Below are 24,779 nucleotides of genomic sequence, written 5' to 3' on the forward strand. Positions count from 1 at the left end.
CTCAGTAAAGCGCTTTGTCGTTATCACGAATAAACTGCTCATTCAGACGACCGCGCATGACCCAGTAACTCCAGGCGGTATAAAGCAATATCAACGGCACGAAGATACACACCACCACGAACATGATTTTGAGCGTCAGCTCACTCGCCGTGGCATCCCACATGGTCAGGCTATGATTGGGGTTCAGCGACGACGGCATCACGAAGGGAAACATCGTCACGCCCGTTGTGACCACCACCATCGCCATGGCGACAGCCGAACTGGTAAATGCCAGCGCATGGCGACCCAGCTTCATGGTCAGCGCGCAGAGCACAAAACCCAGTACGCCCAGTACTGGCAGTAACCACAACAGCGGGAAGCGGCTGTAGTTGGTCATCCAGCCGCCAGCACGCACCGCCACGATTTTACCGGTGGTATCGTTGTACCCCTGGGTGTCGATGACGCTAGTCACTTGGTAGCCATCAATGCCCAGGAGCAGCCACACACCACCCAGCACGAACAGTGCCGCGCATACCAGCGCTGTCAGGCTGCCGATGGCCGCACTACGGCTGCGCAGTTCGCCCTCGGTTTTAAGCTGCAGCCAAGCTGCTCCGTGGGTGACGAACATCAACAGACTCAAAAGCCCGGCCAATAGTGCAAAGGGGTTCAATAGGCCTAGCAAACCACCCTGATACTCCAAGCGCAGATAGTCATCGAACTGGAAGGGCACACCCTGAAGAAGGTTGCCAAAGGCAACACCAAAGATCAGTGCAGGAACGGCGGAGCCGATCGTCAACCCCCAGTCCCAGCGACTGCGCCAGGTGGAGTTTTCCAGCTTGGAGCGATAATCGAACGCTAGGGGACGCAGGAACAGCGCAAACAGCGTCAGCATCAAGGCGAAATAGAAGCCGTTGAAAGCTGCCGCGTAAACCGGCGGCCAGGCGGCAAACAGTGCGCCCCCAGCAGTGACCAGCCAGACCTGATTGCCATCCCAATGAGGCGCCATGGAGTTGATCATCACCCGGCGCTCCTCGTCGCCATGCCCGACTATTTTGAGCAAGGTGGCAACGCCCATATCAAACCCATCGGTGACCGCAAAGCCTATCAACAGCACGCCAATCAGCACCCACCAGACAAACCTAAGTGTTTCGTAATCCATCATCATGCCTCCCGTGTGGGGGTTGGGAGTGGATAGTCAGCGTCGGTTTCCTCATCCAGGTAACCGCTGCCGGAGGGGCCCTTGCGGGCAAAGTGCTGCATCAACCACATTTCGATAATGACGAAGGTGGTGTAGAGGATGCCGATGGCAATCAGAGTAGTGAGCACCTGTTCGGCCGTTAGGCTGGAAATAGCTAGGTGCACCGGTAGGATCTCGCCGATGGCCCAGGGCTGGCGTCCATATTCAGCCACGAACCAGCCTGCTTCAGAGGCAATCCAGGGTAGCGGTAGGCTGAACAGCGCAAAGCGAAGTAGCCACGGGGACTTCTCTGGCTGACGACGTACGCTATGCCAGAAGGCCAGTGCAAACAGTACCAGCATGCTAAAACCCGCGGCGACCATGGCCCGAAAAGACCAGAAAAGCGGCCAAACCTTGGGGATCGACGCCTCTACGGCTTGGTTAATTTCGGCTGTGGTCGCATTGGCTACATCGTCGCTATAGGCGCTAAGCAGTAGCCCATAGCCTAGATCGCTGCGCACTGCTTCGAACCGGGCCTGATCCCCATCGCGCTCCTCACCACTGCGCAGGCGCTGCATGAGAGCGTAGGCTTCCTGGCCGTTGACGATGCGTTCGCGGTGCTCCTCTTTAAGCTCGCGAATGCCCATCACTTCGGTATCCAGCGAGCGCGTGGCGATCAAACCCATCACGCCAGGTATGCGGATGGCAAAGTCGGTGTGCTGTTTCGACTCGCTGGGGAGCCCAAAGAGTGTGAAGGCAGCCGGCGCGGGATGGGTTTGCCATTCAGCCTCAATGGCGGCCAGCTTGACCTTCTGCACGTCCCCCAGCTCATAGCCGGACTCATCGCCCAGTACAATGACCGATAGCACGCTGGCCAACCCGAAGGCAGACGCAATAGCGAAGCTGCGTCGAGCAAAGGCAACCTCGCGGCCCTTGAGCAAGTACCAGCTTGAAATCGCTAGCACAAACACCGCGCCGGTGACGTACCCCGCTGACACGGTATGCACAAATTTGACTTGGGCGACGGGATTGAGCAGCACTTCCGCAAAGCTGACCAGCTCCATGCGCATGGTGGCAAGGTTAAGCTCAGAGCCGACAGGATGCTGCATCCAGCCATTAGCCACCAGAATCCATAAGGCTGACATATTGGTTGCCAACGCCATGAGCCAGGTAACCGCTAGATGCTTCTCTTTCGACAGCCGATCCCAGCCAAAGAAGAATAGCCCGACCAGCGTCGATTCAAGGAAGAACGCCATCAAGGCTTCTATTGCCAGAGGCGCACCGAAAATATCGCCGACATAGTGAGAGTAGTACGACCAGTTGGTTCCGAACTGGAACTCCATGGCGATGCCGGTGGTTACCCCCAGCGCAAAGTTAATACCAAATAGCTTGCCCCAGAACTTTGTCATCTGACGATAAATGGTCTTACCGGTCATCACATAGACCGACTCCATGATCGCCAGCAGTATCGACAGCCCTAGCGTTAAGGGTACAAACAGGAAATGCACCATCGCCGTAAAGGCGAACTGCAACCTGGATAATTCAACAATGTCCATGAGTGACTCCCGATGGATAGCGTAAATACACCCCTCGCTCCACCGGGAAGCCGCAAGTTGGAACTCACCCAGGCAAAGCGATGGATATAAGCTTATTCCTCCACCTGAGCCAAAAATTTGACCTTGATCAACTCCTTATCCATGCACTCCACGGTTGCGACAAAATGCCCTCCAAGCCAACCTAGCAGCCTGTCGGGCTTGACCGATCGTCGCGAGATGCACGGATTCGCAGTAGATCAGTGTTAAGTCCGACAGGCTGCTAGTGCGCCTCATCCCAATTGGCGCCACTCTCGGCTTCCACAATTAGCGGCACTTTCAGTTCAGCCGCGCCCTGCATGCGCTTTTGCACCTGCTCGATAAACGCCTCGACCTGCTTCTCGGCTACCTCAAACACAAGCTCATCGTGCACCTGCATGACCATCAGCGCATCGAACTCGCCTTCCGCGAGCCATGCATCCACGTCGATCATCGCCTGCTTGATAATGTCGGCGGCAGTGCCCTGCATCGGCGCGTTAATCGCAGTGCGCTCGGCGCCTTGGCGGCGGTTACGGTTTTGCGACTGAATTTCCGGTAGATAAAGCCGCCGCCCCAGCACGGTTTCGACAAAACCATCCTCCGCCGCTTGAGAGCGAATACGCTCCATATAGCGGGCCACGCCGGGATAGCGGTCAAAGTAGCGATCAATATAGGTTTGCGCCTGGTTGCGCTCGATATGAAACTGGCGGGACAGCCCCCAGGCACTCATGCCATAGATCAAACCAAAGTTGATCGCCTTGGCGCTGCGGCGCTGATCGCCAGAGACCTTTTCAAGGGAGGTGCCGAAGACTTCCGCCGCCGTGGCGGTGTGAATATCACGCCCTTCGGCAAACGCTTCCAACAGCCCTTTATCTTCAGATAAATGCGCCATAATGCGCAGCTCAATTTGCGAGTAATCGGCGGCGACAATACGGTAGCCGGGGCGGGCAATAAACGCCTGACGAATTTTGCGTCCCTCTTCGGTACGGATGGGGATGTTCTGTAAATTGGGATCCGACGACGACAGCCGCCCGGTCGCGGTGACCGCTTGATGGTAGCTGGTGTGTACCCGACCAGTGGCTTTATTGAGCAAGCGGGGTAGCTTATCGGTGTAGGTGGACTTCAGTTTGGCCAGCCCCCGATGCTGCATAATAACCTTGGGCAGCGGGTAATCCAGCGCCAGTTCCTCCAGAACGCCTTCGGCGGTGGAGGGTGCGCCTTTGGGCGTTTTCTTGAGCACCGGGATTTTCTGCTCTTCAAACAGAATTTGCCCCAACTGCTTGGGCGAGCCGAGATTAAATTCGCGCCCGGCCAGCTCAAACGCCTCGCGTTCTAATTCGCCAATGCGCTGCTCTAACTGTTGGCTCTGTTTGTGCAGTAGCTCGGCATCTACCGCTACCCCGTTGCGTTCAATGCGCGAGAGCACCTTGATCAGCGGTAGCTCGATATTGTCTAACACTTCGGCCAGGCGCCCTTCGCTTTCGACCTGGGGACGCAACGTTTGCTGCAGCCGCAGGGTAATATCAACATCTTCGCAGGCATAAGGCGCCGCTTGTTCCAGGGCGATCTGGTTAAAGGTCAACTGCTTGGCGCCCTTACCGGCAATCTCTTCAAAGGAGATGGTCTTTTCACCCAGATACTTGAGCGCCAGCGAATCCATATCGTGCCGGGTGGCGGTGGAGTTGAGCACATAGGAGGCCAGCATGGTGTCAGCAAAAGGGCCTGCCACGGAAATCGCATAGTTGGCCAGCACGGAAATGTCGTACTTGAGGTTTTGGCCAATCTTGGTTTTTGTCGGGTCTTCCAGCAGCGGTTTTAGCGCCGCCAGCACCGTTTTGCGGTCAAGCTGCTTAGGTGCATCCAGGTAGTCGTGGGCAAGCGGAATATAAGCCGCCTCCCTCGCTTCCAGCGAAAAGCCAACCCCGACGATTTCTGCGTCCATGTAATTAAGGCTGGTGGTTTCCAGATCAAAGCAGAAGCGCTCGGCGTTTTGCAGTCGATCCAGCCAGCGCTCGAAGTCTGCCTGTTCGAGAATGACCTGATCTTCACGGACAGAGGCTTGCACAAAAGTGCTCGCATTCTCGGATTCGCTACTAACTTCCTCGGCGCTTGCAGGCGCAGGCTCGCCGCCTTTAACGTCATCCACACCTTCGTCTTTGCCTTCCAGCAGCTCGCCCAGCCACTGGCGGAACTCCATCTCTTTATACAGGGTGACCAACGCTTCACGATCCGGATGGGCAATATCTAAATCGTCCAAGCCCACCGGCAACTCGCAGTCGACTTTGATGGTGGCCAACTGATAGGAGAGAAACGCCTGCTCGCGATGCTCTTCAAGCTTCTTGGGCAGGGTTTTGGCGCCCCGGAAGGTGAGCGTTTTTACTCGCTCTAAATCGCCATAAATGGTCTCCAGCCCACCACCCATGCCTTGTAGCAGGCCGATAGCGGTTTTTTCCCCTACGCCGGGCACGCCGGGAATGTTATCCACCTTGTCACCCATCAGGGCGAGAAAATCGATAATCAATGCGGGCGGCAGGCCGAATTTTTCTTCTACGCCCGCCTCGTCCAGGGTTTCATCCTTCATGGTATTCACCAGGGTGATATGGGCATTGACCAGTTGCGCCATATCCTTATCGCCGGTGGAGATCACTGCATCGCGGCCCGCCTGGGTGGCGTGATGGGCCAGGGTGCCAATCACATCGTCCGCTTCGACGCCTTCAATACACAGCAGCGGCAGGCCCAGCGCTTTTACGCAGGCGTGCAGTGGCGCGATCTGGCTGCGCAGATCATCAGGCATCGGCGGACGGTGCGCTTTATAGTCGCTGTACAGGTCATCACGGAAGGTTTTGCCCGGCGCGTCAAACACCACGGCCATAGGGCTTTCAGGGTAATCCTTAATCAGCCGCTTGAGCATGTTCAACACGCCCTTCACCGCGCCCGTTGGCTGACCATTGGAGGTCGTTAGCGGCGGCAGCGCATGAAAGGCACGGTACAGATAGGAAGAGCCATCGACGAGGACGATCGGAGCGCGAGCCATAACCAAGTTCCATTGTTAAATAAAATTGCTTCAAAGAATTGCCAATAAGAGTGACTCATATGATACGCGTTGCACAGGCAGCCTGCAGAACCAAACTCGACTCTCTTATCACAACAACGCTGCCAACTGAGCGACCAAGCCGCTACAATAATGGGCTTAGCAACCTGGGCGAGACTCTCATGGCTGTATTTACTCCGCTTAGCGACGCACAGGTCGCCGCGTTTTTAGAAAAATTTGATGTGGGCAGTTTTGTTTCCCTTAAGGGAGTCGCGAACGGCACCGAAAATTCGACATTTTTTGTGACTACCGACCACCGCGAGCTGGTGTTAACCCTGTTCGAACAGGGCGAGCACGCGGAACTGCCGTTCTTTGTCGAACTGCTGGACTACTTGGACGAGCACCGTTTACCGGTGCCCGGCACGATTCACGATCGTGAAGGGATCGCGCTGCATAGCCTGGAGGGCAAGCCGGCGCTGCTATTTCCGCGCCTGCCTGGCCGCCATCCAGAAGCGCCCAATTTAGCCCAATGCCGTGCCTTAGGCGATACTTTGGGTCGCCTACACGTGGTCTCAAAACATTTTCCCGGCCACCGCCCCAACCCGCGGGATCTCAACTGGCTGCACGTGATGCACCATAAAGTTTTGAGTTACCTAAGCCCCGCGGATCAAACGTTGATGAAGGACGAAGTCGACGATTTCGAAAGCGCCTTTATGCAACACGGTGAATTGCCCCAAGGCGCCCTGCATGGTGATCTGTTTCGCGACAACACCCTGTTTGAGGGTGACCAGCTTGGCGGTATTATCGACTTTTATAACGGCTGCACTGGGGATCTTCTGTTTGATCTGGCGATTGTGGTCAACGACTGGGCCTCTAATGACGATGGCACGCTCAACGCTGAGCGCTACAATACGCTGTTGAGCGCCTACCTGGCGCGCAGGCCGTTAACGGCAGATGAACGGGAGCTATGGCCCACCATGCTGCGCATGACAGCACTGCGCTACTGGCTGTCACGCCTGCTGGTGGTCTATGTTGACCCTCCGGCCCACGATTTGACGCCCCACGACCCCGAGCGTTTTCGAACCATATTAACTGCGCGCATTGCCCACGGTGCACTGCCGCTACCTGAGGTTTCTGCATGAGTGTGATGGCTACGACTAGCCCTGCCCTTCGCGCACGGCGCACCTGGAATATCGATCAATGGGGTAGCGGTTACTTCGACGTGGATGACCAAGGCCAGGCCCTGGTGCGGCCGCTGGGTAGTGATGCCGAAGGCCCGGCACTACCGCTGAGCGGCTTGGTTCGTCAGCTGCAAAGTGCCGGGCTGCGCCTGCCGGTGCTGGTACGCTTTAGCGATATTCTTCACGATCGGGTGGAGCAGCTGTGTGGCGCTTTTGATGCCGCCATGAGCGACTGCGACTACCAGGGCGGCTACACCGCCGTTTATCCGATTAAAGTGAACCAGCAGCGCCGGGTGGTCGAAGAAATTCTGGCTACCGCCGAGCGCGGCAATGGCCGTGTGGGGCTGGAGGCGGGCAGTAAGCCGGAGCTGCTGGCCGTGCTGGCGCTTTCCGACGGCGGCTCCTCGCTGATTGTCTGCAATGGCTACAAAGACCGCGAGTATGTGCGGCTTGCGCTGCTGGGTGAAAAACTCGGCCACAAGGTCTATTTGGTGGTCGAAAAGCTCTCCGAGCTGCAGTTGATTTTGGAAGAGGCGAGAGAACTGGATGTTACTCCGCGTATTGGCCTTCGCGCCCGCCTAGCCTCGGTGGGTAAAGGCAAATGGCAGAATACCGGCGGCGAGAAATCTAAGTTCGGCCTCACCGCCAGCCAAATTCTTGAGGTGGTAGACACGCTGCGTCGCGAGGAGGCGCTGGAAAGTCTTCAGCTGGTGCACTTCCACCTGGGCTCCCAGATCGCCAATATTCGCGATATTCAGCGCGGGCTGCGTGAGTGCGCGCGCTTCTACCAGAACCTGATGCAGCTGGGAGCGCCCATTGACACCGTGGACGTAGGCGGCGGTCTGGGCATCGATTACGAAGGCACTCGCTCGCGCAGCTTCTGCTCCGCCAACTACTCGATGCGTGAATACGCCCGTAACGTCGTCAGCGCCTTTGCCCAGCTGTGCCAAGAGGCGGATCTGCCCCAGCCTCATCTCATCAGCGAATCAGGCCGCGCGCTGACCGCCCACCATGCGGTGCTGATCACCAACGTGATTGGCGAAGAGCGTATTGATGACACCCCGCCTGAACGACACGCCCAAGAGGATACTCAAGTTGAGTTACTCTGGCGTGTGTTCGAACAACTCGCCACTGCCCAAGAACCGCGCATGTTGGTCGAAGCTTGGCACGACCTGCTTCAAGCTGTGAGCGAGTTGCAGGAACGTTTTGTGATGGGGTTGAGTGATATTACCGCCCGCGCTGAAGGCGAGCGGGTCTATATGGCCGCCTGCGCGCGACTGCGCACCCAGCTGGATACCCGTAACCGTGCCCATCGGGAAATTATGGACGAGCTGGCGGAGAAGCTCGCCGATAAACTGTTCGTCAACTTCTCGCTGTTTCAATCAGTGCCTGACGTTTGGGGTATCGAGCAGATCTTCCCGGTACTGCCCCTTAGCGGGCTGGATCAAGCGCCCACCCGGCGGGCAGTGATTCAGGACATTACCTGCGACTCCGACGGCCGCATCGACAGCTATGTCGATGGCCAAGGCGTAGAGAGCACCCTGCCGCTTCCAGAGTGGGCTTCAGAGGATGAACGCTGGCTGGGGTTCTTCCTGGTGGGCGCCTATCAGGAAATTCTTGGCGACCTACACAACCTGTTCGGCGACACCGACTCCGTAGACGCTGCGCTCAATGCAGATGGCGAGTGGACGCTATCCAACCCGCTAGCCGGGGACTCGGTGGCCCAGGTGCTTGCCTACGTCAACTTCAATGCCAATGTGCTCAAGCAGAAGCTTACCGACCAGCTAGCCGCAAGCGGCTTTACTGCTGACGAGCAAGCGCGCTTCGCAGCGAGCCTAAGCGAAGGGCTGGAAGGCTACACCTATCTTGAATAACCGATCTTGAATAACCGATCTTGAATAACCGATCTTGAAACTCAGTCTTGAACAGCTCGTCTTGAATAGCCCACACTAAATAGCAAGTGTTGGGTTATGCCAAACAGAAACGCCACCCTGATTTTTGGGGTGGCGTTTCTTTACGATCCCACACTGTCTAGCAATTCGCTACTCGACAACGCTGGTTTCAACTTCCAAACCGCCGGTCAGGGTTAAACGTAATTTTGAACCGCGAACCAGTTCACCAACCCCTGAAGGCGTACCGGTCAAAATCACATCGCCCGGCTCCAATGTGAAGTGGCGGCTCATTTCGGCAACCAGCGTAGGTACCGCAAAAATCATATCAGCACCTTCACCATGCTGACGTTCTTCACCATCAATCTCAAGCGTGAATGCTAGTGCATTCCAGTTAGGAACACGGCTTAGCGGCAGAAACGCCGAAAGCGGACAAGCACCATCAAAGCCTTTAGCGATTTCCCAAGGGTGCCCTTTCTCTTTTAGCTTCGTCTGTACATCGCGTAGCGTTAGATCCATCGCTAACCCGATACCGACAATCGCACGCTCGGCTTCATCCAGGGTGGCGTGGGTTAAGGTTTCACCCACCAACAACGCAAGCTCGACTTCAAAATGCATGTCACCGAGTGAAAACGGCGGATCCAGCGGTTTAGCGAGATCCACAACGCTGGTGGAGGGCTTTATGAATAGCAGCGGCTCTGTGGGAACCGGATTATCCAACTCTTTCGCATGGTCAGCATAATTACGGCCAATGCAGACAACCTTGCCCAGCGGGTGGGGAAACTCCTGGCCATCGGTAAATTGTGGAACAAAACGCATGGCGGGTATTCTCCTTCTCATTATGCGTGCCGCATTTGCAACGACAGGCGCAACAGTTTACCCCACCTATACTAAGGTTCCACACCCTTCAGCCATGAATTTGTTTCCCCACTGCACGTTAGCGATATTGCTGAGCCTGCTGATCAGGGCTATGAGCCAGGAAATCAGGCCGTTGTTTAGCCGCCGCATAAGGCTCCCGGCAGCGATTATCCTGGCGATTGAACACGAAGAAGACGTTGCTACGCGGATCAGGCGATAGGTTGGCGTTAGAAGCATGCAGCGTATTGCAATCAAACAGCAGCAAACCGCCCGCTTTGCCTTTTGGCGCTTCAATACCGTGTTCAGCCACTAGCTCGGTAAGTGCCTCGGGGCTTGGCACGCCAACTTCCTGTGCTTTCAGCGAGCTTTTGTGGTTATCCTCAGGCGTTTCCCCTAAGCACGGCACAAACTTTTTGTGCGAACCGGGAATCAACATTAACGGGCCGTTGAACTCATGGTTGTCGGTTAAGATCAGCGATGCGCTAACCGCGTGCATCGCAGGCATGCCATCTTCCGCGTGCCAGGTCTCAAAGTCGGAGTGCCAGTTAAAACCCTTACCGGCAAATCCAGGCTTATAGTTAATACGCGACTGATGCACATAAGGGTCGTCGCCAATAATTTGACGAGCGGCGCCCGCGACACGCTCATCGCTGGCCAGCTTTCCCAACCGCTCAGAGAGGAAGTGCACCGCAAACAGCGAGCGGATTTCCTGGCTCTCTGGCTCAGTGACACTGAAGTCTTGATTGAGATATTCATCGTTGCTCATCAGCGCCTTCATTTCCTGGCGCAGCTCTTCAAGCTCTGCGCCTTCAATGAGGTTGGGAATAAACAGAAACCCTTTACGCTCAAACTCATCAAGTTGCGCCTGGCTTAAAGGGCCGGAAAGCTGACGCCCCTTAACCACTGCATCTTGGCGTGGCAGCCAGGTTTGTGCAGGAGCACTGGCTAAGCGCGACGGGTAGGCATCCTGACCCTGTGTCCGCTGACCCTGCGTACTGCGAACGTTCCTATTAGTAGTATGAACGTTAGGTGTATCGGCCATTTCGCTATATTGCTTATGGGCGGTTACAGCATTTAGCGGTGTGCTTTTGACTGTCATCTAATCCACTCCTTGTATGATTAGGTTTCAGATCGAACATATTGCACGTATAAAGATTAGCGTACATATAAACAAAGAGCACGGTTGTAACGTCGTGCAGGCAGTAGCCTAGACCACTAAAATTCCCTCGCAAGGCATAATTTCTGGTTTGATAACGTAGGTTACGTGAAAAAAATTGAAAAGTGGCTTGTTAGGCAATAAGTCACCTAAACAGCTCACTTCAAGCCACAATGATAGCGGCTAATGTTACTCATCTTTTTATCTAACTAAATGGGAAATCATGCTTTGAAAAGGCGGCTACCGAATTATGGATTTATCAGCGCGCTATTAATAACCGCCGGGTGCTCCTCAGCAACAATGGATACCCACGAGACAGCGCATCACCCTAATGAAGCATTGATCAACACCTACTGGAAGCTGGTGACGCTTGATGGAGCGCCGGTCGTCACCCATGAGAATTTCCGTGAAGCGCATTTGGTTCTTCATCAAGAGGCTTCCCGCTTAGCCGGCGCTACCGGCTGTAATACCCTGATGGGCAGCTACCTGATGGCAAACGATCGCATCGCATTTGGGCAAATCGCCAGCACTAAAATGGCCTGCCCTGCGCCTCAAATGAAAACTGAGCGAAATTTTCTAGCCGCACTCAAGCAAGTAACAGCATGGAGTGTGGATGGCTCAAAGCTTGTGCTGCTGGGCGATGACAGTGAACCATTGGCGGCCTTCGAGGCAGTGCATCTTTATTAGCACTATGGGCAGGCAACATTATCTTTAAGGTTATAACATTGGCTGGTTATCTGACGTATATGCTGATGAAAGCAAGCATTATGGATAGCTCGTTATCCACAGGCATATCTAAGTAGTGGGTGTGGATAACGTCAATACTGGATAGATACTACAGATACGAAAAAGCCGCCCTTTCGGACGGCTTAATCTAATTCTCTAACGCTTAACTTTTAACCACTAATTAGTGGTGCCGACACCAGGAGTCGAACCCGGGACCTACTGATTACAAGTCAACCTAATTAATGACTTATGTAGTCACATACTGTGTTAGCTAGAACTGCGTACCACATTATAAGCCACTGATACTACGTGTCAAATTCGGTTTATTTTGTAATTTGCCATGCCGTTTCCTCTCATTGGATCTCATATAGTGTCACGAGAAACGGCACGCATACGGTACGCAAAATGAAAACGGAAAAAAATACTAATTCTCAAAGACGACTACTCACAGATGCCGATATTCGTGCGCTCCCGAAGGGCAAAACGGCGACAGAGTCACAAGCTGGACGAGGGACGGGTGCCACTATATTTGAGGCTCGCGAGTCTGGTGATATTGATGCTTACTTCAGAGTACGGATGAATGGCAAATCTACAAAAATTAAAATCGGCATATTCAAACGCACTGACAAAAAATCAGGTCTCACCTTGAAAGAAATTCGCGATAAAGCACGCGATTTGTCAGCGATTGCCGTTAAACACGGCGATGTTAAGAAATATCTAGAGTTGCAAAGGGAAGCTGAAGAGCGGGAAATTCGTGAACGTGAACTCGCCTTTTCAGAAGCATTAGTAGCCGCTGAAGAAGAAAACAAGACGGCAAGCTTTGAAGAGCTATTCATAGACTATATTGATAGTCTGGAAGGAACGAGAGGGATTGAGTATATCAAGGAATTGAGAAGGGTTTTAAATAACGAGCTTAAGCAAAATCACCAAATAATAATGAACAAAAAAGCAAATTCAATAACTCCAAAAGATATAATAGAGATATTACAACCCATTTGGGACCGAAACTCAAAGAGCATGTCCGGAAAAGTTCGGGCATATCTCCATACAGCGTTTGAGTTTGGGTTAAAAAATGAACACTCACTTAAGCGCAAGAATAAGTCAATTTATTGCTTAGACAGTAACCCGGTCTCATCAATACCCAAAGACCACAAGACAAAAGCCATAAAAAGATCTTTAAACTCAAAGGAGCTCAATTATTTCTGGCACTCATTCTTGAAGTACGAATCAGTTGGCCCGGTTGTCACGCGTTTTTTACTTTTTCTTACCGCCACTGGTGGACAAAGGGTCATGCAGGTAGCGCGAGAGCCGTGGACAAGCTACGATTTACGCAGAGGAGTGTTGAAGACAGAACATCGAAAGGGAAAAATTGAACCTCGTATACATTTAGTTCCTCTTACTGAAAGAGCAATTAAATTATTGCAAGAAGCACATTCCATCAACCCCAGTTCAAAATACCCTTGGTCTACAAATGGCAAAAAACCGATTGATATTAATACCCTAAGTGACGCTGTAAATAAGTGGATTAACTCACCATTATCGGTCATGGATGGTGAAGAGTTTGAGAAATTCACACCGCGTGATTTAAGAAGGACCTGTGCACAAATAATGCAATTTAAAGGAATACCAGACCTAGATTCTGACATTCTTCAGTCGCATGGAATAAATGGTGTTGTAGAAGATCACTATCGAAATAACCCCTACGCTTTTATGCCAAAAAACTGGAACACTATTAATGCATTTGAAGAAGCACTAAATGATATCTTGAATGGGAAAGACCTCGACAAGGATGACATCTATAAGTTTGACTTCTTATAAAAGCTGACAAGCGAGCGTCCAGTAACGGATAAATGTTTATCTATATATAACCATAGTATTCAATGGACTAACTATGAAAATCACTTTTGAAGTTGATGATGACTTATATGCACAGGCACTAGAGTTTGCCGAACCAGGCTTAGATAAACCATCAGACATTGTTCAAGCTGCGTTGCAAACCTATGTGCGAGTAAAAGCAGCGCGCCGTCTTGCTGAATTAGGCGGTAATGCACCATCGATGTCGGATATTCCACAACGTCGTGGGGAACCTCCAAAGGAATGAAAGTGTTGTCTTACATACTTATTATTTTAGAAACGAGGGTCGACGTCGCGCTCAAAGTACGTTTTTTCCCATTGCAGCTATCGGCCGAGGCTGTGTGAAAACGCTTGAAGAGTCTCGGTCCGGCCAAAAAATGATCAAAAATCGCGCTCCCTCGCTAAATTTGAGTCATCTTCATTGCGAAATTTCTCCAGATTTCGCGTACGGGCATCAACTTCTGGACGGCTTAACAGTTTTCACACAGCCTCGACCGAACCCCGACCTTAAATTAACCTTAGCACATGCCGTGCACGAATTGATCCATTCCCGTAGCCACCTATAATGCCATTTTTTGCTTGCCCCCTATCTCTGCCCTTTCCAAACTGGATCTACTATCTTTACCGTTAGCAACTCCTGTAGGGAAATGATCATGCCATCGTCAACCGACTGTGAAAGTAATTTTGAGAGACAAGTGGCTGTACTATTCGGTGCTAGTGAGGATCACAGCTTAGATGTACTGATCCGACAGGGAGCCCCTCTGTCGGCTATTGATAGGGTCGCCGAATATGGCGTGAACGCTGGGGAGCTGGGTATTATCAGTAAAAATGCTCTCAAGCGTAGATTGAATAAAGGAAAGCCTCTCACCCCCTGCGAGGGTGACAAACTTTATCGAGCTATTATGGCAACACTCTTCGCAACATCGATTTTCCGCAACAAACGAAAATCAGATATTTGGCTTAATAAGCCGCGAAAAGCGTTCGAAGGGCGCACTGCGCTGGAGGCTACTGCAACCACACCGGGGTACAAGTCCGTTGTAACGCTTCTTGATCAACTTCGTCACGGATTTGCCGCTTGAATTTATTTTTCAATCAGTCGCTACGTCGTCGGCTTTCTTGATTTTCACATTCACCCAGAGCACCTTAGCGCCACCACTCTATTTTTTCGCCCGGTACTCGCGGCTGTCACTGCGCCGTCTGAGGGTATTAGCGGTACATGTCGCCGCCATAGCAAAGTGGACTACATTTTCTTGGTCAATACCTCGCATGGTAATTCTGAAACGGTGCAGTACCATTTCCGGCGGTTTCTAGACAGGGAAGCGAAAACTATGAGCATGCACTCATCAAGCTAGGGAAGGTCTGAATAACTGCCGATATTCATCAACGCTTACTTGAGCCGACAAAAAATCGAAAATTCAGACACTCTTCTCCCTTTCTTTGTGTATTTTTGCTCCTTTCCCGCTCATTGAGCGGGAAAGGAGCGCAATCGCCTTATTCCCATAGGTATTTCTCACTGATCAGCAGGTTGCTGAACGCCGCCAGCAAGTGCAGGCGCTGAGTGTTTTTGGCCAGTCCACGATAGCGAGCCTTGCCATAACCAAAAACTTGTTTGATGTACCGAAAGGGGTGCTCCACCTTGGCACGGATACTGGCTTTGATGTTTTCGACTTTCTGTCGCCTGGCATCTAGCTTCTTGCGGGTGCCAGGCCGTTTGGCAATATACCAAGAGATATCGTTGCGGTGCTTGTGCTCGTCGCGTTTTTGAATACCCAGGTAACCGGCATCACCGAAGACGCGTTGCTCTTCACCGTGAAGGAGCTTATCGGCAGGCACAATGTCATGGACATTGGCAGCCGTGGTCTCGATGCTGTGAATCAACCCAAGCTTATCGTCGACACCTATATGCATTTTCATGCCAAAGTGCCAAGAGCTACCTTTTTTAGTCTGGTGCATTTCCGGATCGCGCTCGCCTTTTTTGTTTTTGGTGGAACTAGGCGCAGAGATGATAGTGGCATCGACAATGCTCCCTTCGCGCAGCATCAGGCCATTTTTCTCTAGGTGGTTGTTCACTTCCTGGAACAGCACCTTGCCAAGGCCGTGGTGTTCCAGAAAATGGCGAAACTTGAGAATCGTGGTTTCGTCCGGCAATCGGTCTAGTTTCAAACCGGCGAATTGGCGCATGGACTCGATCTCGTAGAGGGCGTCTTCCATGGCCGGATCGCTCAGGTTGTAAAACAACTGCATGCAATGGACGCGGAGCATGGCAGACAACGGATACGGAGGCCGCCCGCTCTCGCCCTTGGGGTAATAACGGGCTATCTTCTTCTCCAGCTGCGTCCAGGGGATCAGCTTGTCCATCCGCTCCAGAAAGAGTTCGCGGCGAGTCTTTCTCTTCTTGTTCTGGTACTCGGCTTCGGAGAAGGTGATTTGATCCATGGCAGCACTGAATCCTATGCAGTTGACGATAGCCGTATTATCACTGATGGCAGTGACTTTTTCAGAGCTTCCCTAGGAACGCTGGCGTCCAAAGCGCCCCTCTTAAAATGAGTGGTACTAAGATATAAGCATGATTATATGATTGAAGTACGAGCCCTCGGACTCTCGAAAATTACTAGTGAAGTGAAGCTACCCAAAAAATTATTTCAATGAAATGACGAGCGGAATATGGCATACCGAGGCATGTCGGTGCCGCAGGTAAATTAGAAACTGCGTTTTATTCGCGCGCCGTCTTGTCTCAACTCTTACCTCGCTCAACTTTTCTAATGTTCTTGTGGGCTTACAACAGCAGTCCTGACAATAAAAAGGGCCATAAAGCTCACGGTTGGTTCGCTTCATACGCTGCCATTTTATGACCTCTTTCTCTCAGGTGCATGGGCTTCGCACAGAGGGAGTAGCTCTCCAAGTGTATACAGGGTATCTCACAGAGCGCCACAGGTTCGTTTTCGCCTACAGAGGTGAGTATGACACTGTCGCGGAGTTAATCTCGGGAAGCCGCGATGACGTATGACCCTCGTTAATCATAGGCCGTTTGGTTTAATCGAACACTGGATCGATGTGCCATCGTCAATAAACGTACAATGGGATTAGTTTAACTTTTAAAGCAGAATAGCATTCGCAGTTGCCAACTTGCTGTATTAGGCACGCCCAACAATAATGCGGTGAGTGAGGGAACCTTAAGCTGTTTAAAAAGTGTGCCAGGAAATCCAGAATACAAGAACCACGGCTTGTATTAGCAAGCGCCATAATTCTGGTAACCCGCGACGATTGCTTTAACGTAACGCTCAGCATCAGCCTGCGCGCGGTGAGGTATAGGTAGGTCTTTAAGTACGTGTTGAAGCGACAATATGTGCTGTTTGCTGAGCAATTTATGCAGCTGATGAAAATCAGCTAATTGGAACGAAGGCTCTATGTTTGCGGCATCGAAGAGCCTGCTAATCCAGAAAAAATCTGAATCCAAAGCATCACAAAACACTGTTTCAAAGCCGAGCATGTCATTCAGCTTTTCCGCAGCATCAACGACATTTAACCCTCGCTCGAACAATTCATCACGAGCGATCCCGTGTATAGACTCTGCAACATGATCCCAATGCGACCACTCATCAAGGGGGCAAATAAGAAAGCCTTCACTGTTACCTAATGTGTCGGCCCACCCAAGCTCTATTGGATAGCTGCTGGGCCCAAGCCCGGACGCTTCAACATCAATGAAAGTTATCAAAGGAAGATCAATCGCGGCTAAAAAGTCCACTTGGTCGCTACACTCCTGCTTCTGTTACGGTTTGTTTGTGACCGTTCTTTGCGAAAAAAACCTAGCAACCCCTCCCTGTACGATAAGGCACTTAGCGCTTTAATCTGGTATGAAAAGAATTTTCAAACAAGCACTTTTGTAAATAATTATCAAAATATAATTCAGCTTAGAGTACTCATTAATTCACTGTCAGAGTCAGACAGCAGGCTTTATCGAAGCCCAAGCCTAAAATTAACCTACAACAGTAAACAGGAAGATTTAAACTTCATTATTCACAATAAATCAATTTATCTTATCTTGGCTATATTGATATCACCTAAACAGATCACATCAGTTATTTTTTTTCATTTTTTCGACGCCGAAGAACATACCCCGCTGCAATTAGCGTCCCAAACATAATGATCAAAATTGGTGAAACGCCAATTAAAAACTGTAATAACTCGCTCATAAATTTCACCTTATTAAATTTAATGGTACAATAATATTATAGTATAAAACACCTTCCTGACTATAAAAATTATAAAAAAATACAATATCATTTTAGCTTACCACCCCCCCTCACCAATCCTCTAATACAAACTAAAAACATTACCTACCCCCACTTTTACTTTTTAATTAGCACCACACAACATTGCGCTTTATAATTTAGCTCTTTGAATTGTTATGATGCAAGAATTTTTATACCCACACGGCAATGTTTCATTGCTATAAATGTAATCCTTCAATTTTTAGAAGGGCCGGCACATTAACCGTTCATGTCACTCAGCCACACTCAATAGCATGTAGAAAACGCCGAACCTGCATTGCTCCGGTCCCCTTTCCATAAAGCATGATAGGTGCCCTAGTCTCTAAGCATTTTGCTCGAACGAGACAGCCACTTGATTGCGGCCCGCTTGTCCTCGATTATCTTAATCGCAAGATGACTAAAGGTCGCAATCCTATCAAAACGTTCCGACGCCACGGAGTCAAGGTTCTTGCCTCCACGTCTGGGGCTGCTTACTGACGATTTTTTTAGATTAATAACTACGCTCGAAGGTCAACCTGATGCATAGCCACGATTTTCGCAGGCATCTACTCCGCCCACTTCTGCTTGATCATTCTCAACAATGATGCCATGAAACCACACTGGCAAGCATTTGAGAGGCTCGACCTCATGTGATGAAATTATGCGAGGCTGCAAATGACGCCAAGAAACCGCATTGGCAAGCGTTCGAGGGTTCGAACTGCACTTAAGACGAGTGACCATTTCTTACCCCGCCCCTGATGAAGACTTTATAAAGTCAGCAGCTTTATTGCGGATCCACTCGACGCCCATGTACGCCTGAAAGGTACAACCATCGAATGCCAGCACCGACGGCCAGCCCATGCTTTCTGCAATCCAGAGCAACAATGTGTAAAGGGACAGTGAAAGTATCGTACTCACAATTGCACTCATCAATACCTTAGGCAGGCGCCGCTCCGAGGTCAATGTAGGACGTTGATACACCCAACGATGAACGTGGCAGCTCCCAATATTAGTCAGGGGATAGCATTCACAAGCCACTGTCAGTTGTTTGGGTCGCGATTTAGCATGGTGTGCGTTTTTCTTTTCGCTTTGAGCTCGTGAGTGACATCTTGGCAGCCTGTGTTAGTCAGGTGGCACGGCTCTTTAATACTACGCGCTCATACCAAGTCTTATCTTCGTCACACAACACGCAGTGGGCACGCTTGTGTTCATACAGCAGGCGTTCTAATGAGTACTCATGCTGTCCATAACCAAAACCTGGCAGCGAGGGCCCAGATATTCCGGCATCAATTGATAGCATCAGCGATGCTGACCTTGCTGGATAAGCGGAAGCGACTTCTACTCTCGTATTTGCTGAGTCCTGGCTCAAGGGGCTAAAGTCAGACAGGCCCAACTGGTCTCGATATTTCAACCAGTAACAGATTAGCTGCTGATACCAACCTACCCGCGGTTGAGCTCAAGCACTTCCGGATATGAACCAACTTCTGCGTGTCGTCGTCATAATCCGTCATTAAAATCAGCTTGCTGGAGATGGGCCCAGCATTGAGGCAGTAACCGTTATTGGTACACGGACCCTCAAGTTCACCATGCCGATCTCAGCAAATGCCAGCGTATCCAGGAAGCCGCACATGTTGACACCGTACGCTTGGACAGAAGTGTTCACAGGCTTAAATTCACTTGATGTAAGAAAGTCCCGCATGAAGGGGGTAAGGTGCATTAAATGACCCCCAAAGGAAATGCGGAAAGCAAAAAGCCCCGCAACAAGCGAGGCTAATTAATATAATTACAGGTGGATGATTAAGATTTTTTCAGCTTAGCCATCAGCATTTCCTTCATCTTTTTAGAAGAACGTTCTACAAACATATCTTCTGTTTCTTCCCGCTTGGGCTCACCAATGGCATCACTTAACTCTTTAACAAAGCCATCATCTTCAGCGATATTTTTGGCCAGATCATAAAGCTGTGCGCTTTTCACATCCTTTGGTAAATCAGTCTTCTCTGCAGCGGAAACTACGCTTTCAGCTATGACAACCGGGAAGGAACTATTCTTTGCAAGAAGATTTCGATTTTCCGGGGCTTTTTGAAAAGTGTAGTAATTATAAAAACTGCTCATTGACGGCCTCCCGAGCTCGCACCATTGGAGTTGCTCCCTGAAGTCTTAGCTTGCTCAGCATTCGTCTCTTGATCACGCATTTGCTGAAAATATCTACGAAATAAGCCTTGAAATGCTTCTACGATAATATCGACTATTTTTTCTTTAGTTTCCGTCTCAAGCTTAGAGAACAGACCAAATAACTTTTTCAATAACCATGATATAGGGTTTGCCATAGTGCCTCCATTTATGTGTCTAAGGCTATCTATCGGCAGCTACAAAGAAAAATTAAATAAAAAATTCCCGTCGGGTGACCGGCAGGGCTTAATGGTCTGTGGCGGCTAGAACTATTCAGCGCCAGCCTAGGAACATAGTAGGGCAGCCGTTGAGCTAATACAGCATGTGGTATTTAATTAAATAGCGCACAGTTTCGCGCACCCCACTTTGCCAGCGCCATAGAGAAGTTTTCAGCCGCATCCTCTATGCTGTGCTAGTTCTGAGTTGGGTAATAGCAGCTTGCTCTTTATGCTCACTCTCGATAACCGCAAGAGACTCTCGATATTCCCAGGCCTCTGCCTTCATTGTCCAATGAACCTCAGCCTGATGATCATCCACTACCTCACGCACCTGAGTAAGAGGCACATTGAAAAATTCCTTTCGTGCATTAAGGCGATTGACCTGATGGGCAGCAAACCTCTTGTGCAGCTCACGTTCAAGCGTTGGCGCATCCTCTGAGAATATCATGGCATGCACATCAAACGAGAAAGGTGAATCGCCCCGAGTATTCTAGACACCCGTTAGGCTCTTAAAGTAACGCCTTTCATACTCAACCGGTGATAAGTTATCACTTGTCCCGTGTCGGCGCTTTGGGTTATAGAACATTTCAATGTAATTGAACACGTCACGTCTAGCCGCTTCGCGTGTCGAATAAATCTGTCGCTTGATTCGCTCTCGCTTGAGGAGTTGAAAGAAGCTTTCAGCAACGGCGTTGTCATGACAGTTACCACGTCGACTCATGCTGCCCACCAACTGATTAGCTTTCAGAAAGCTTTGCCAGTCTCCACTGCTGAACTGGCTTCCTTGATCCGAATGCACCATCACCGATCCTTGCGGCTTGCGTCGCCAGACTGCCGATAACAAAGCATCCAGCACTAATTCCGAGGTCATACGAGACTTCATCGACCAGCCAACCACTTGACGAGAAAACAGGTCGATAACCACCGCTAAGTAAAGCCAGCCTTCGTATGTTCGGATGTACGTGATATCCGTCACCCAAGCAACATTTGGCGCTGTTACTTCAAACTGACGGTCTAAATGGTTAGGTGATACAACAGCCGGTTTTCCACCGCCATAGCAGCCAGGGCGTCGTCGGTAGCCCGTCTGGGAGCGTAAACCTTCCCTACGCATCAGGCGGGCCACTCGGTGCTTACCGCAGGCTTCGCCAGCCTCACGCAAATCCTGGTAGACCTTGCGATAACCATATACACCGCCGCTTTCAAGCCACGCATGCTTGACCAATCCCAAGAGACGCTGATCATCCCGGTCTCGATTAGACAGTACTTTTTTGCACCATGCGTAGTAGCCGCTAGGATGCACGGCCATCATGCGGCACAAACGCCGTATCGGATATTGGCTCGCATGGTTTTGAATAAACGCGTACCTCAGTCGGACTCCCTGGCGAAGTACGCGGTGGCCTTTTTTAATATATCTCGCTCTTCTGACACGCGCTTTAGTTCAGCCTTCAAACGACGGTTTTCAGCGTGGAGATCATCATCTTCTTGTCGTTGTTCTACCGGCTTATCGTAGCGCTTGATCCAGTGGTACAAGCTGTGGCCTGACACGCCTAACCGCTCAGCGACTTCGGCAACGCGATGGCCGCGCTCTACCACCTGTTTAACGGCTTCGATTTTGAATTCTTCAGTGTAACGGGGACGGTTCATGGATCCTCCTAGATGCCTTTAGTATAAGGCCTAGAGGTGTCTACGAAACCCGGGGCGATTCAAGGAACACTTGCGTCACCTAGCTCGCGTACACGATCAAGGGGCTCTAAACGACGTGTCATTCCTATTTTGAAAACGCTTTCACCAAACGAGCCAACATTAGAGATGATGTAAACATGACCGCGCCTAGTCTGCTGAGCCATGGAGATCGCACGCTGTTCTTTCGACTCCGCGGCTTGTAGTTGAAGCTCAAGCTCTGCAAGCCGAGCCTCATACTGGGAGCGCTCAGCTTCAGTGGCATTTTCAAGCTGTTTTCGTGCTTCGGCCATGGCCTTGGCCAGCATCCTCTCTTCTTTTTCTGCCTCTTTGATAGCCTTCTCAAAATCCCTTCGCGCTTTCTCTTCTTCGCGCATTTGCTCTCGAATGGCGCGCTGCTCTTCTTGCTCGATTCTACGGAGCTCCATAACGGAGACTGCCCACTTCAGCTCCTCAAGCCTGGCCTGCAAATAGAGATCAGTAATGCGCGCGTCTTTAAAAGGCTTGCCGTTATGGTTGACCAGCGCAAAAGCATCCATTATGCCTTGGCGGAGCTTTCCGTAATTGTCATGCTTTACCTTGGAAAGAATTGAATCCACCTTTCCGTTAAATGCATCGACAGCAAAATGGATGGCATATTCGCGGCGGATACGCTCAACATAATCGCAATCACCAGCACGGCCATTCTTAGCCATGTCAGTGCTTTGTTTGCGAACCTGCTTTAGCCGCTGCCCAGCATCTTTATGAGAAAAGTCTTCGGCCAAATCATCAAGCAGGCTGGCGTTAGGCACTATGTAATCGTCGTGATACCCCTCAATAATATTCTTCATGGCTTGCGCAGTGCGTTCATAAAGCTTGGCGTTTTCTACTGCTTTGAGTGCGTCACCAGCTGTTTCTTCAGCCTGCTTGCGAGCATTGGCAATAATGTCGCTAGCGCGATCATGCGCACCTGCAAGCACTTCCTGGGCTTTACTATCAACATTCTTAGCGCGCTCGCGAATAGCCTTAGCTTCTTCTCGGGCATCAGAAATCATCTTATCTGACTGTTCTCCTGCCTTTCTTCGCACGCTTAACGCATCCAAACCTGCATTTTCACGAGCTTTTAGTGATTCCGCCAACAGCCGCTTACACTCCAGATCAGACTCCTGCCACAAGCGACCAGCCTCTTTTTTGGCATCAAGTATCAACCTAGTGGCTTCTGCCTCAGCATCTTCAATAGCTTGGTATTTAATTAAGTGCTCAACCCTGCCACTCAGGTTTGATATTTCTCCATCTCTAGTAGCTAGTGCCTCCTCCAGACTGGCTATTAGCTTGCTTTTTTTCTTATTTTTCAGCGAGGTCAATCCATAAAACCTGAATTCAAACATTAAGCGCAGCACCCGCGGTTTCCAACGCTCCTGAATACTCTCCCAGGAACACTTGTGCCGGTGTCCGATATCCCAAGCGTTTTCTGGGGCGGTTATTCAGCTTGGCAACGACTCGCCTCAGTGCTGAGTCGCTCACCTTTCGGAAGTCCGTCCCTTTCGGGAAATATTGGCGGATCAGTCCGTTGGTGTTTTCATTGGTGCCACGCTGGCATGAGCGGTACGGATCGCAAAAATAGGTCGTGGCCGAGACGGCCTTGGCAACCTGTCGGTGCTCGGCGAATTCCGAACCGTTATCCAAGGTGATGGTTCGCACTGCACCTCGGCGTGGTTTTAATAACCGGGTCATCGCTTTGGCCGCCCCTGTGGCTGTGATCGTCGGCAGGCGCGCTGCCAAGAGGTATCCGCTGCGTCTCTCGACCAGGGTCACTAGGCCGGATTCTTTGTGGCCCTTGAGCACCGTATCGCCTTCCCAATGGCCGATATAGCGCCTTTCTTCCACGTCGACAGGGCGTTGTTCAATGCCTACCCGGTGTGGAATTTTGCCCAATCCCGCATGCTTGGCCAATTGACGCTGATAGCGCCGCTGGCGTGGTAGGCGGAGTCGCTTCCATAATTCGCCGCCGTGTTTCTTGTCGTCCCAGATTAACGCATAGATCCACTGATGGCTTACGTAAACCCCGTTGGCATTCGCCATGAAGCCACTAATTTGCTGGGGGCTCCATTCGTCCATCAGTTGATCAGTGACCCATCGAATTAGGCTGGGCAGTCGCTTCGTCACTTTCCAGGCGCTGCGTCGACGCCGATCACTTCTCAATTGAGCCTGCTCAGGCGCATAGCCAGCAGTAAGCCCATTGCGTTTTATCTCCCGGCTAATGGTGCTGCTGTGAACCCCGATAGCCTTGGCTATCTGTCGCTGGCTGATGCCAGTCTCAAGGTAAGCGAAAATTTGGTATCGTTGGGCCTGGGTCAGTTGTCGGTATCCCATTCTCTGCTTCACTTTGGTCGGTAAAGTCGAGAGGGTACCGGCGCTGGCCCTCCTTCCTCTACTGTGTGATCCAAAGTGCTGCGGTTATTCTATGAATCCAGGAAAGAACACCCTAGAAGAGCTAGCAGCAGCAAGCCCCCAGTTATTAATTCATTTTCCATCGTCAAATCCCCTGTTTGTTACTTGCTTATACAGGGGTAACATTAACTAAGGTGAGGCGAATTTACTATTTACTTCACTTTTACATACGTCCCGTCGCAGGGGCAGGACTTGTCATCTCGTATTTTTACAATTGCGCCAACAACAAAAGCTGCACCCTCGCTTTTTTCACGGCGTCATTGATCGACTGCTAATTCCTAACTCTGCCTTTTGCAACCATCCCTTTTCAGGCTGGTACTAGTTCTGGATTCTGCGATACCGTTTCCGTTTCGGGTTCTGGAGGGATCACCAAGCCAACAGCCTCACGGCCAGCAGCGATTTTAGTAAACGATGGGTTGGAGTCTTCAAGCGTTGCTTGCCAGTGAATTACTACCTTCGATTTTTAATCACCTCGCAGTATTTTTGATCTAGTTCCATGAGCCGGAAGTGACGATGTAGATTCTCGCAGGCAATCATTGTTGAGCCGAAGCCACCAAATCAATCCACTACCATATCGCCGATCTTGTTGGTGTTGCCCCAAAAATTCTCA

Annotated in this window: 19 protein-coding genes and 1 pseudogene; 6 read left to right on the forward strand and 14 right to left on the reverse strand. The window is 50.9% G+C overall.

The genetic code is table 11. The features are described 5' to 3' along the window. Position 1: 1 nt before the first annotated feature. From cydB to polA, 3 genes are all read right to left on the reverse strand, one after another. Entirely contained in the window at positions 2-1,144 is a 1,143-nt protein-coding gene (gene cydB / locus SR894_RS16455; protein WP_290277407.1) for a cytochrome d ubiquinol oxidase subunit II, read from the reverse strand. Beyond that, the gene (locus SR894_RS16460) at positions 1,141-2,712 is read right to left on the reverse strand and encodes a cytochrome ubiquinol oxidase subunit I (RefSeq protein ID WP_133732061.1); all 1,572 of its coding nucleotides are present in this window, start codon (positions 2,710-2,712) and stop codon (positions 1,141-1,143) included. Before SR894_RS16460 ends, cydB begins: the two co-directional genes overlap by 4 nt. 259 nt (positions 2,713-2,971) lie before the next feature. Continuing rightward, positions 2,972-5,761 carry a DNA polymerase I gene (polA, locus tag SR894_RS16465; RefSeq protein WP_223288124.1) on the reverse strand — a complete coding sequence of 930 codons (2,790 nt, stop codon included), beginning with the start codon at positions 5,759-5,761 and terminating at the stop codon, positions 2,972-2,974. 179 nt (positions 5,762-5,940) lie between these two features. Here polA and SR894_RS16470 point away from each other — a divergent pair, with 179 nt between their 5' ends. Together SR894_RS16470 and speA are read left to right on the forward strand one after the other, a co-directional pair. Continuing rightward, complete coding sequence (locus tag SR894_RS16470) at positions 5,941-6,900, forward strand: homoserine kinase (protein ID WP_133732059.1); 960 nt, start codon at positions 5,941-5,943, stop codon at positions 6,898-6,900. Beyond that, positions 6,897-8,813, forward strand: a complete 1,917-nt coding sequence (gene speA / locus SR894_RS16475) for a biosynthetic arginine decarboxylase (RefSeq protein WP_133732058.1) — start codon at positions 6,897-6,899, stop codon at positions 8,811-8,813. The genes SR894_RS16470 and speA overlap by 4 nt, the downstream gene beginning before the upstream one ends. A 168-nt stretch (positions 8,814-8,981) precedes the next feature. Here speA and SR894_RS16480 read toward each other — a convergent pair whose 3' ends face one another. Continuing rightward, positions 8,982-9,647 carry a fumarylacetoacetate hydrolase family protein gene (locus tag SR894_RS16480; protein ID WP_133732057.1) on the reverse strand — a complete coding sequence of 222 codons (666 nt, stop codon included), beginning with the start codon at positions 9,645-9,647 and terminating at the stop codon, positions 8,982-8,984. A 118-nt stretch (positions 9,648-9,765) separates the two neighbouring features. Then, positions 9,766-10,785 (reverse strand): ectoine hydroxylase, encoded by a 1,020-nt coding sequence (thpD, locus tag SR894_RS16485; RefSeq protein ID WP_133732056.1) that lies wholly within the window; start codon positions 10,783-10,785, stop codon positions 9,766-9,768. Between the two features lie 357 nt (positions 10,786-11,142). On the opposite strand from thpD, the gene SR894_RS16490 reads away from it, so the two are divergent. The 4 genes from SR894_RS16490 to SR894_RS16505 all read left to right on the forward strand — a co-directional run bounded on the left by SR894_RS16490 (position 11,143) and on the right by SR894_RS16505 (position 14,501). Next, positions 11,143-11,529 (forward strand): META domain-containing protein, encoded by a 387-nt coding sequence (locus SR894_RS16490; protein WP_166650393.1) that lies wholly within the window; start codon positions 11,143-11,145, stop codon positions 11,527-11,529. Between the two features lie 444 nt (positions 11,530-11,973). Next, positions 11,974-13,386, forward strand: a complete 1,413-nt coding sequence (locus SR894_RS16495; RefSeq protein ID WP_223288125.1) for an integrase family protein — start codon at positions 11,974-11,976, stop codon at positions 13,384-13,386. Between the two features lie 73 nt (positions 13,387-13,459). Beyond that, positions 13,460-13,669 (forward strand): type II toxin-antitoxin system VapB family antitoxin, encoded by a 210-nt coding sequence (locus SR894_RS16500; RefSeq protein ID WP_223288126.1) that lies wholly within the window; start codon positions 13,460-13,462, stop codon positions 13,667-13,669. Between the two features lie 406 nt (positions 13,670-14,075). Further along, positions 14,076-14,501, forward strand: a complete 426-nt coding sequence (locus SR894_RS16505) for an antitoxin Xre/MbcA/ParS toxin-binding domain-containing protein (protein ID WP_223288127.1) — start codon at positions 14,076-14,078, stop codon at positions 14,499-14,501. A gap of 412 nt (positions 14,502-14,913) precedes the next feature. Here SR894_RS16505 and SR894_RS16510 read toward each other — a convergent pair whose 3' ends face one another. The 9 genes and pseudogenes from SR894_RS16510 to SR894_RS16550 all read right to left on the reverse strand — a co-directional run bounded on the left by SR894_RS16510 (position 14,914) and on the right by SR894_RS16550 (position 24,091). Next, complete coding sequence (locus SR894_RS16510; protein WP_153844212.1) at positions 14,914-15,858, reverse strand: IS5 family transposase; 945 nt, start codon at positions 15,856-15,858, stop codon at positions 14,914-14,916. A gap of 793 nt (positions 15,859-16,651) precedes the next feature. Beyond that, complete coding sequence (locus SR894_RS16515; RefSeq protein ID WP_223289242.1) at positions 16,652-17,167, reverse strand: hypothetical protein; 516 nt, start codon at positions 17,165-17,167, stop codon at positions 16,652-16,654. Positions 17,168-17,501: 334 nt separating this feature from the next. Continuing rightward, positions 17,502-17,615: an LPXTG cell wall anchor domain-containing protein gene (locus tag SR894_RS16520; RefSeq protein ID WP_223289241.1), complete on the reverse strand. Its 114-nt coding sequence runs from the start codon at positions 17,613-17,615 to the stop codon at positions 17,502-17,504. Between the two features lie 1,854 nt (positions 17,616-19,469). Further along, positions 19,470-19,784, reverse strand: coding sequence for a hypothetical protein (locus SR894_RS16525; RefSeq protein WP_223289240.1), 315 nt, complete (start codon positions 19,782-19,784; stop codon positions 19,470-19,472). Next, entirely contained in the window at positions 19,781-19,999 is a 219-nt protein-coding gene (locus SR894_RS16530; RefSeq protein ID WP_223289239.1) for a hypothetical protein, read from the reverse strand. The genes SR894_RS16525 and SR894_RS16530 overlap by 4 nt, the downstream gene beginning before the upstream one ends. 244 nt (positions 20,000-20,243) lie before the next feature. After that, positions 20,244-20,525, reverse strand: a pseudogene (locus SR894_RS16535) (GIY-YIG nuclease family protein); the annotation flags it as partial. 24 nt (positions 20,526-20,549) lie between these two features. Further along, a protein-coding gene (locus SR894_RS16540) for an IS3 family transposase (RefSeq protein WP_223289246.1) occupies positions 20,550-21,703 on the reverse strand; the annotation gives its coding sequence in 2 pieces (ribosomal slippage) (positions 20,550-21,466 and positions 21,466-21,703; 1,155 coding nt in all). 59 nt (positions 21,704-21,762) lie between these two features. After that, the gene (locus SR894_RS16545) at positions 21,763-23,106 is read right to left on the reverse strand and encodes an SNIPE associated domain-containing protein (RefSeq protein WP_223289245.1); all 1,344 of its coding nucleotides are present in this window, start codon (positions 23,104-23,106) and stop codon (positions 21,763-21,765) included. Beyond that, positions 23,099-24,091: an IS30 family transposase gene (locus SR894_RS16550; protein WP_223289248.1), complete on the reverse strand. Its 993-nt coding sequence runs from the start codon at positions 24,089-24,091 to the stop codon at positions 23,099-23,101. The genes SR894_RS16545 and SR894_RS16550 overlap by 8 nt, the downstream gene beginning before the upstream one ends. Between the last annotated feature and the right edge of the window lie 688 nt (positions 24,092-24,779).

It is taken from the genome of Vreelandella neptunia (genome assembly GCF_034479615.1).
In the GTDB taxonomy this organism is placed as follows: Bacteria; Pseudomonadota; Gammaproteobacteria; order Pseudomonadales; family Halomonadaceae; genus Vreelandella; species Vreelandella neptunia.

Excerpts from the sequence above, each read along its gene's own strand:
- cydB (WP_290277407.1), bottom strand. The coding sequence starts at position 1,144 with ATGATGATGGATTACGAAACACTTAGGTTTGTCTGGTGGGTGCTGATT.
- SR894_RS16460 (WP_133732061.1), bottom strand. The coding sequence starts at position 2,712 with ATGGACATTGTTGAATTATCCAGGTTGCAGTTCGCCTTTACGGCGATG.
- polA (WP_223288124.1), bottom strand. The coding sequence starts at position 5,761 with ATGGCTCGCGCTCCGATCGTCCTCGTCGATGGCTCTTCCTATCTGTAC.
- SR894_RS16470 (WP_133732059.1), top strand. The coding sequence starts at position 5,941 with ATGGCTGTATTTACTCCGCTTAGCGACGCACAGGTCGCCGCGTTTTTA.
- speA (WP_133732058.1), top strand. The coding sequence starts at position 6,897 with ATGAGTGTGATGGCTACGACTAGCCCTGCCCTTCGCGCACGGCGCACC.
- SR894_RS16480 (WP_133732057.1), bottom strand. The coding sequence starts at position 9,647 with ATGCGTTTTGTTCCACAATTTACCGATGGCCAGGAGTTTCCCCACCCG.
- thpD (WP_133732056.1), bottom strand. The coding sequence starts at position 10,785 with ATGACAGTCAAAAGCACACCGCTAAATGCTGTAACCGCCCATAAGCAA.
- SR894_RS16490 (WP_166650393.1), top strand. The coding sequence starts at position 11,143 with ATGGATACCCACGAGACAGCGCATCACCCTAATGAAGCATTGATCAAC.
- SR894_RS16495 (WP_223288125.1), top strand. The coding sequence starts at position 11,974 with ATGAAAACGGAAAAAAATACTAATTCTCAAAGACGACTACTCACAGAT.
- SR894_RS16500 (WP_223288126.1), top strand. The coding sequence starts at position 13,460 with ATGAAAATCACTTTTGAAGTTGATGATGACTTATATGCACAGGCACTA.
- SR894_RS16505 (WP_223288127.1), top strand. The coding sequence starts at position 14,076 with ATGCCATCGTCAACCGACTGTGAAAGTAATTTTGAGAGACAAGTGGCT.
- SR894_RS16510 (WP_153844212.1), bottom strand. The coding sequence starts at position 15,858 with ATGGATCAAATCACCTTCTCCGAAGCCGAGTACCAGAACAAGAAGAGA.
- SR894_RS16520 (WP_223289241.1), bottom strand. The coding sequence starts at position 17,615 with ATGAGCGAGTTATTACAGTTTTTAATTGGCGTTTCACCAATTTTGATC.
- SR894_RS16525 (WP_223289240.1), bottom strand. The coding sequence starts at position 19,784 with ATGAGCAGTTTTTATAATTACTACACTTTTCAAAAAGCCCCGGAAAAT.
- SR894_RS16530 (WP_223289239.1), bottom strand. The coding sequence starts at position 19,999 with ATGGCAAACCCTATATCATGGTTATTGAAAAAGTTATTTGGTCTGTTC.
- SR894_RS16545 (WP_223289245.1), bottom strand. The coding sequence starts at position 23,106 with ATGTTTGAATTCAGGTTTTATGGATTGACCTCGCTGAAAAATAAGAAA.
- SR894_RS16550 (WP_223289248.1), bottom strand. The coding sequence starts at position 24,091 with ATGGGATACCGACAACTGACCCAGGCCCAACGATACCAAATTTTCGCT.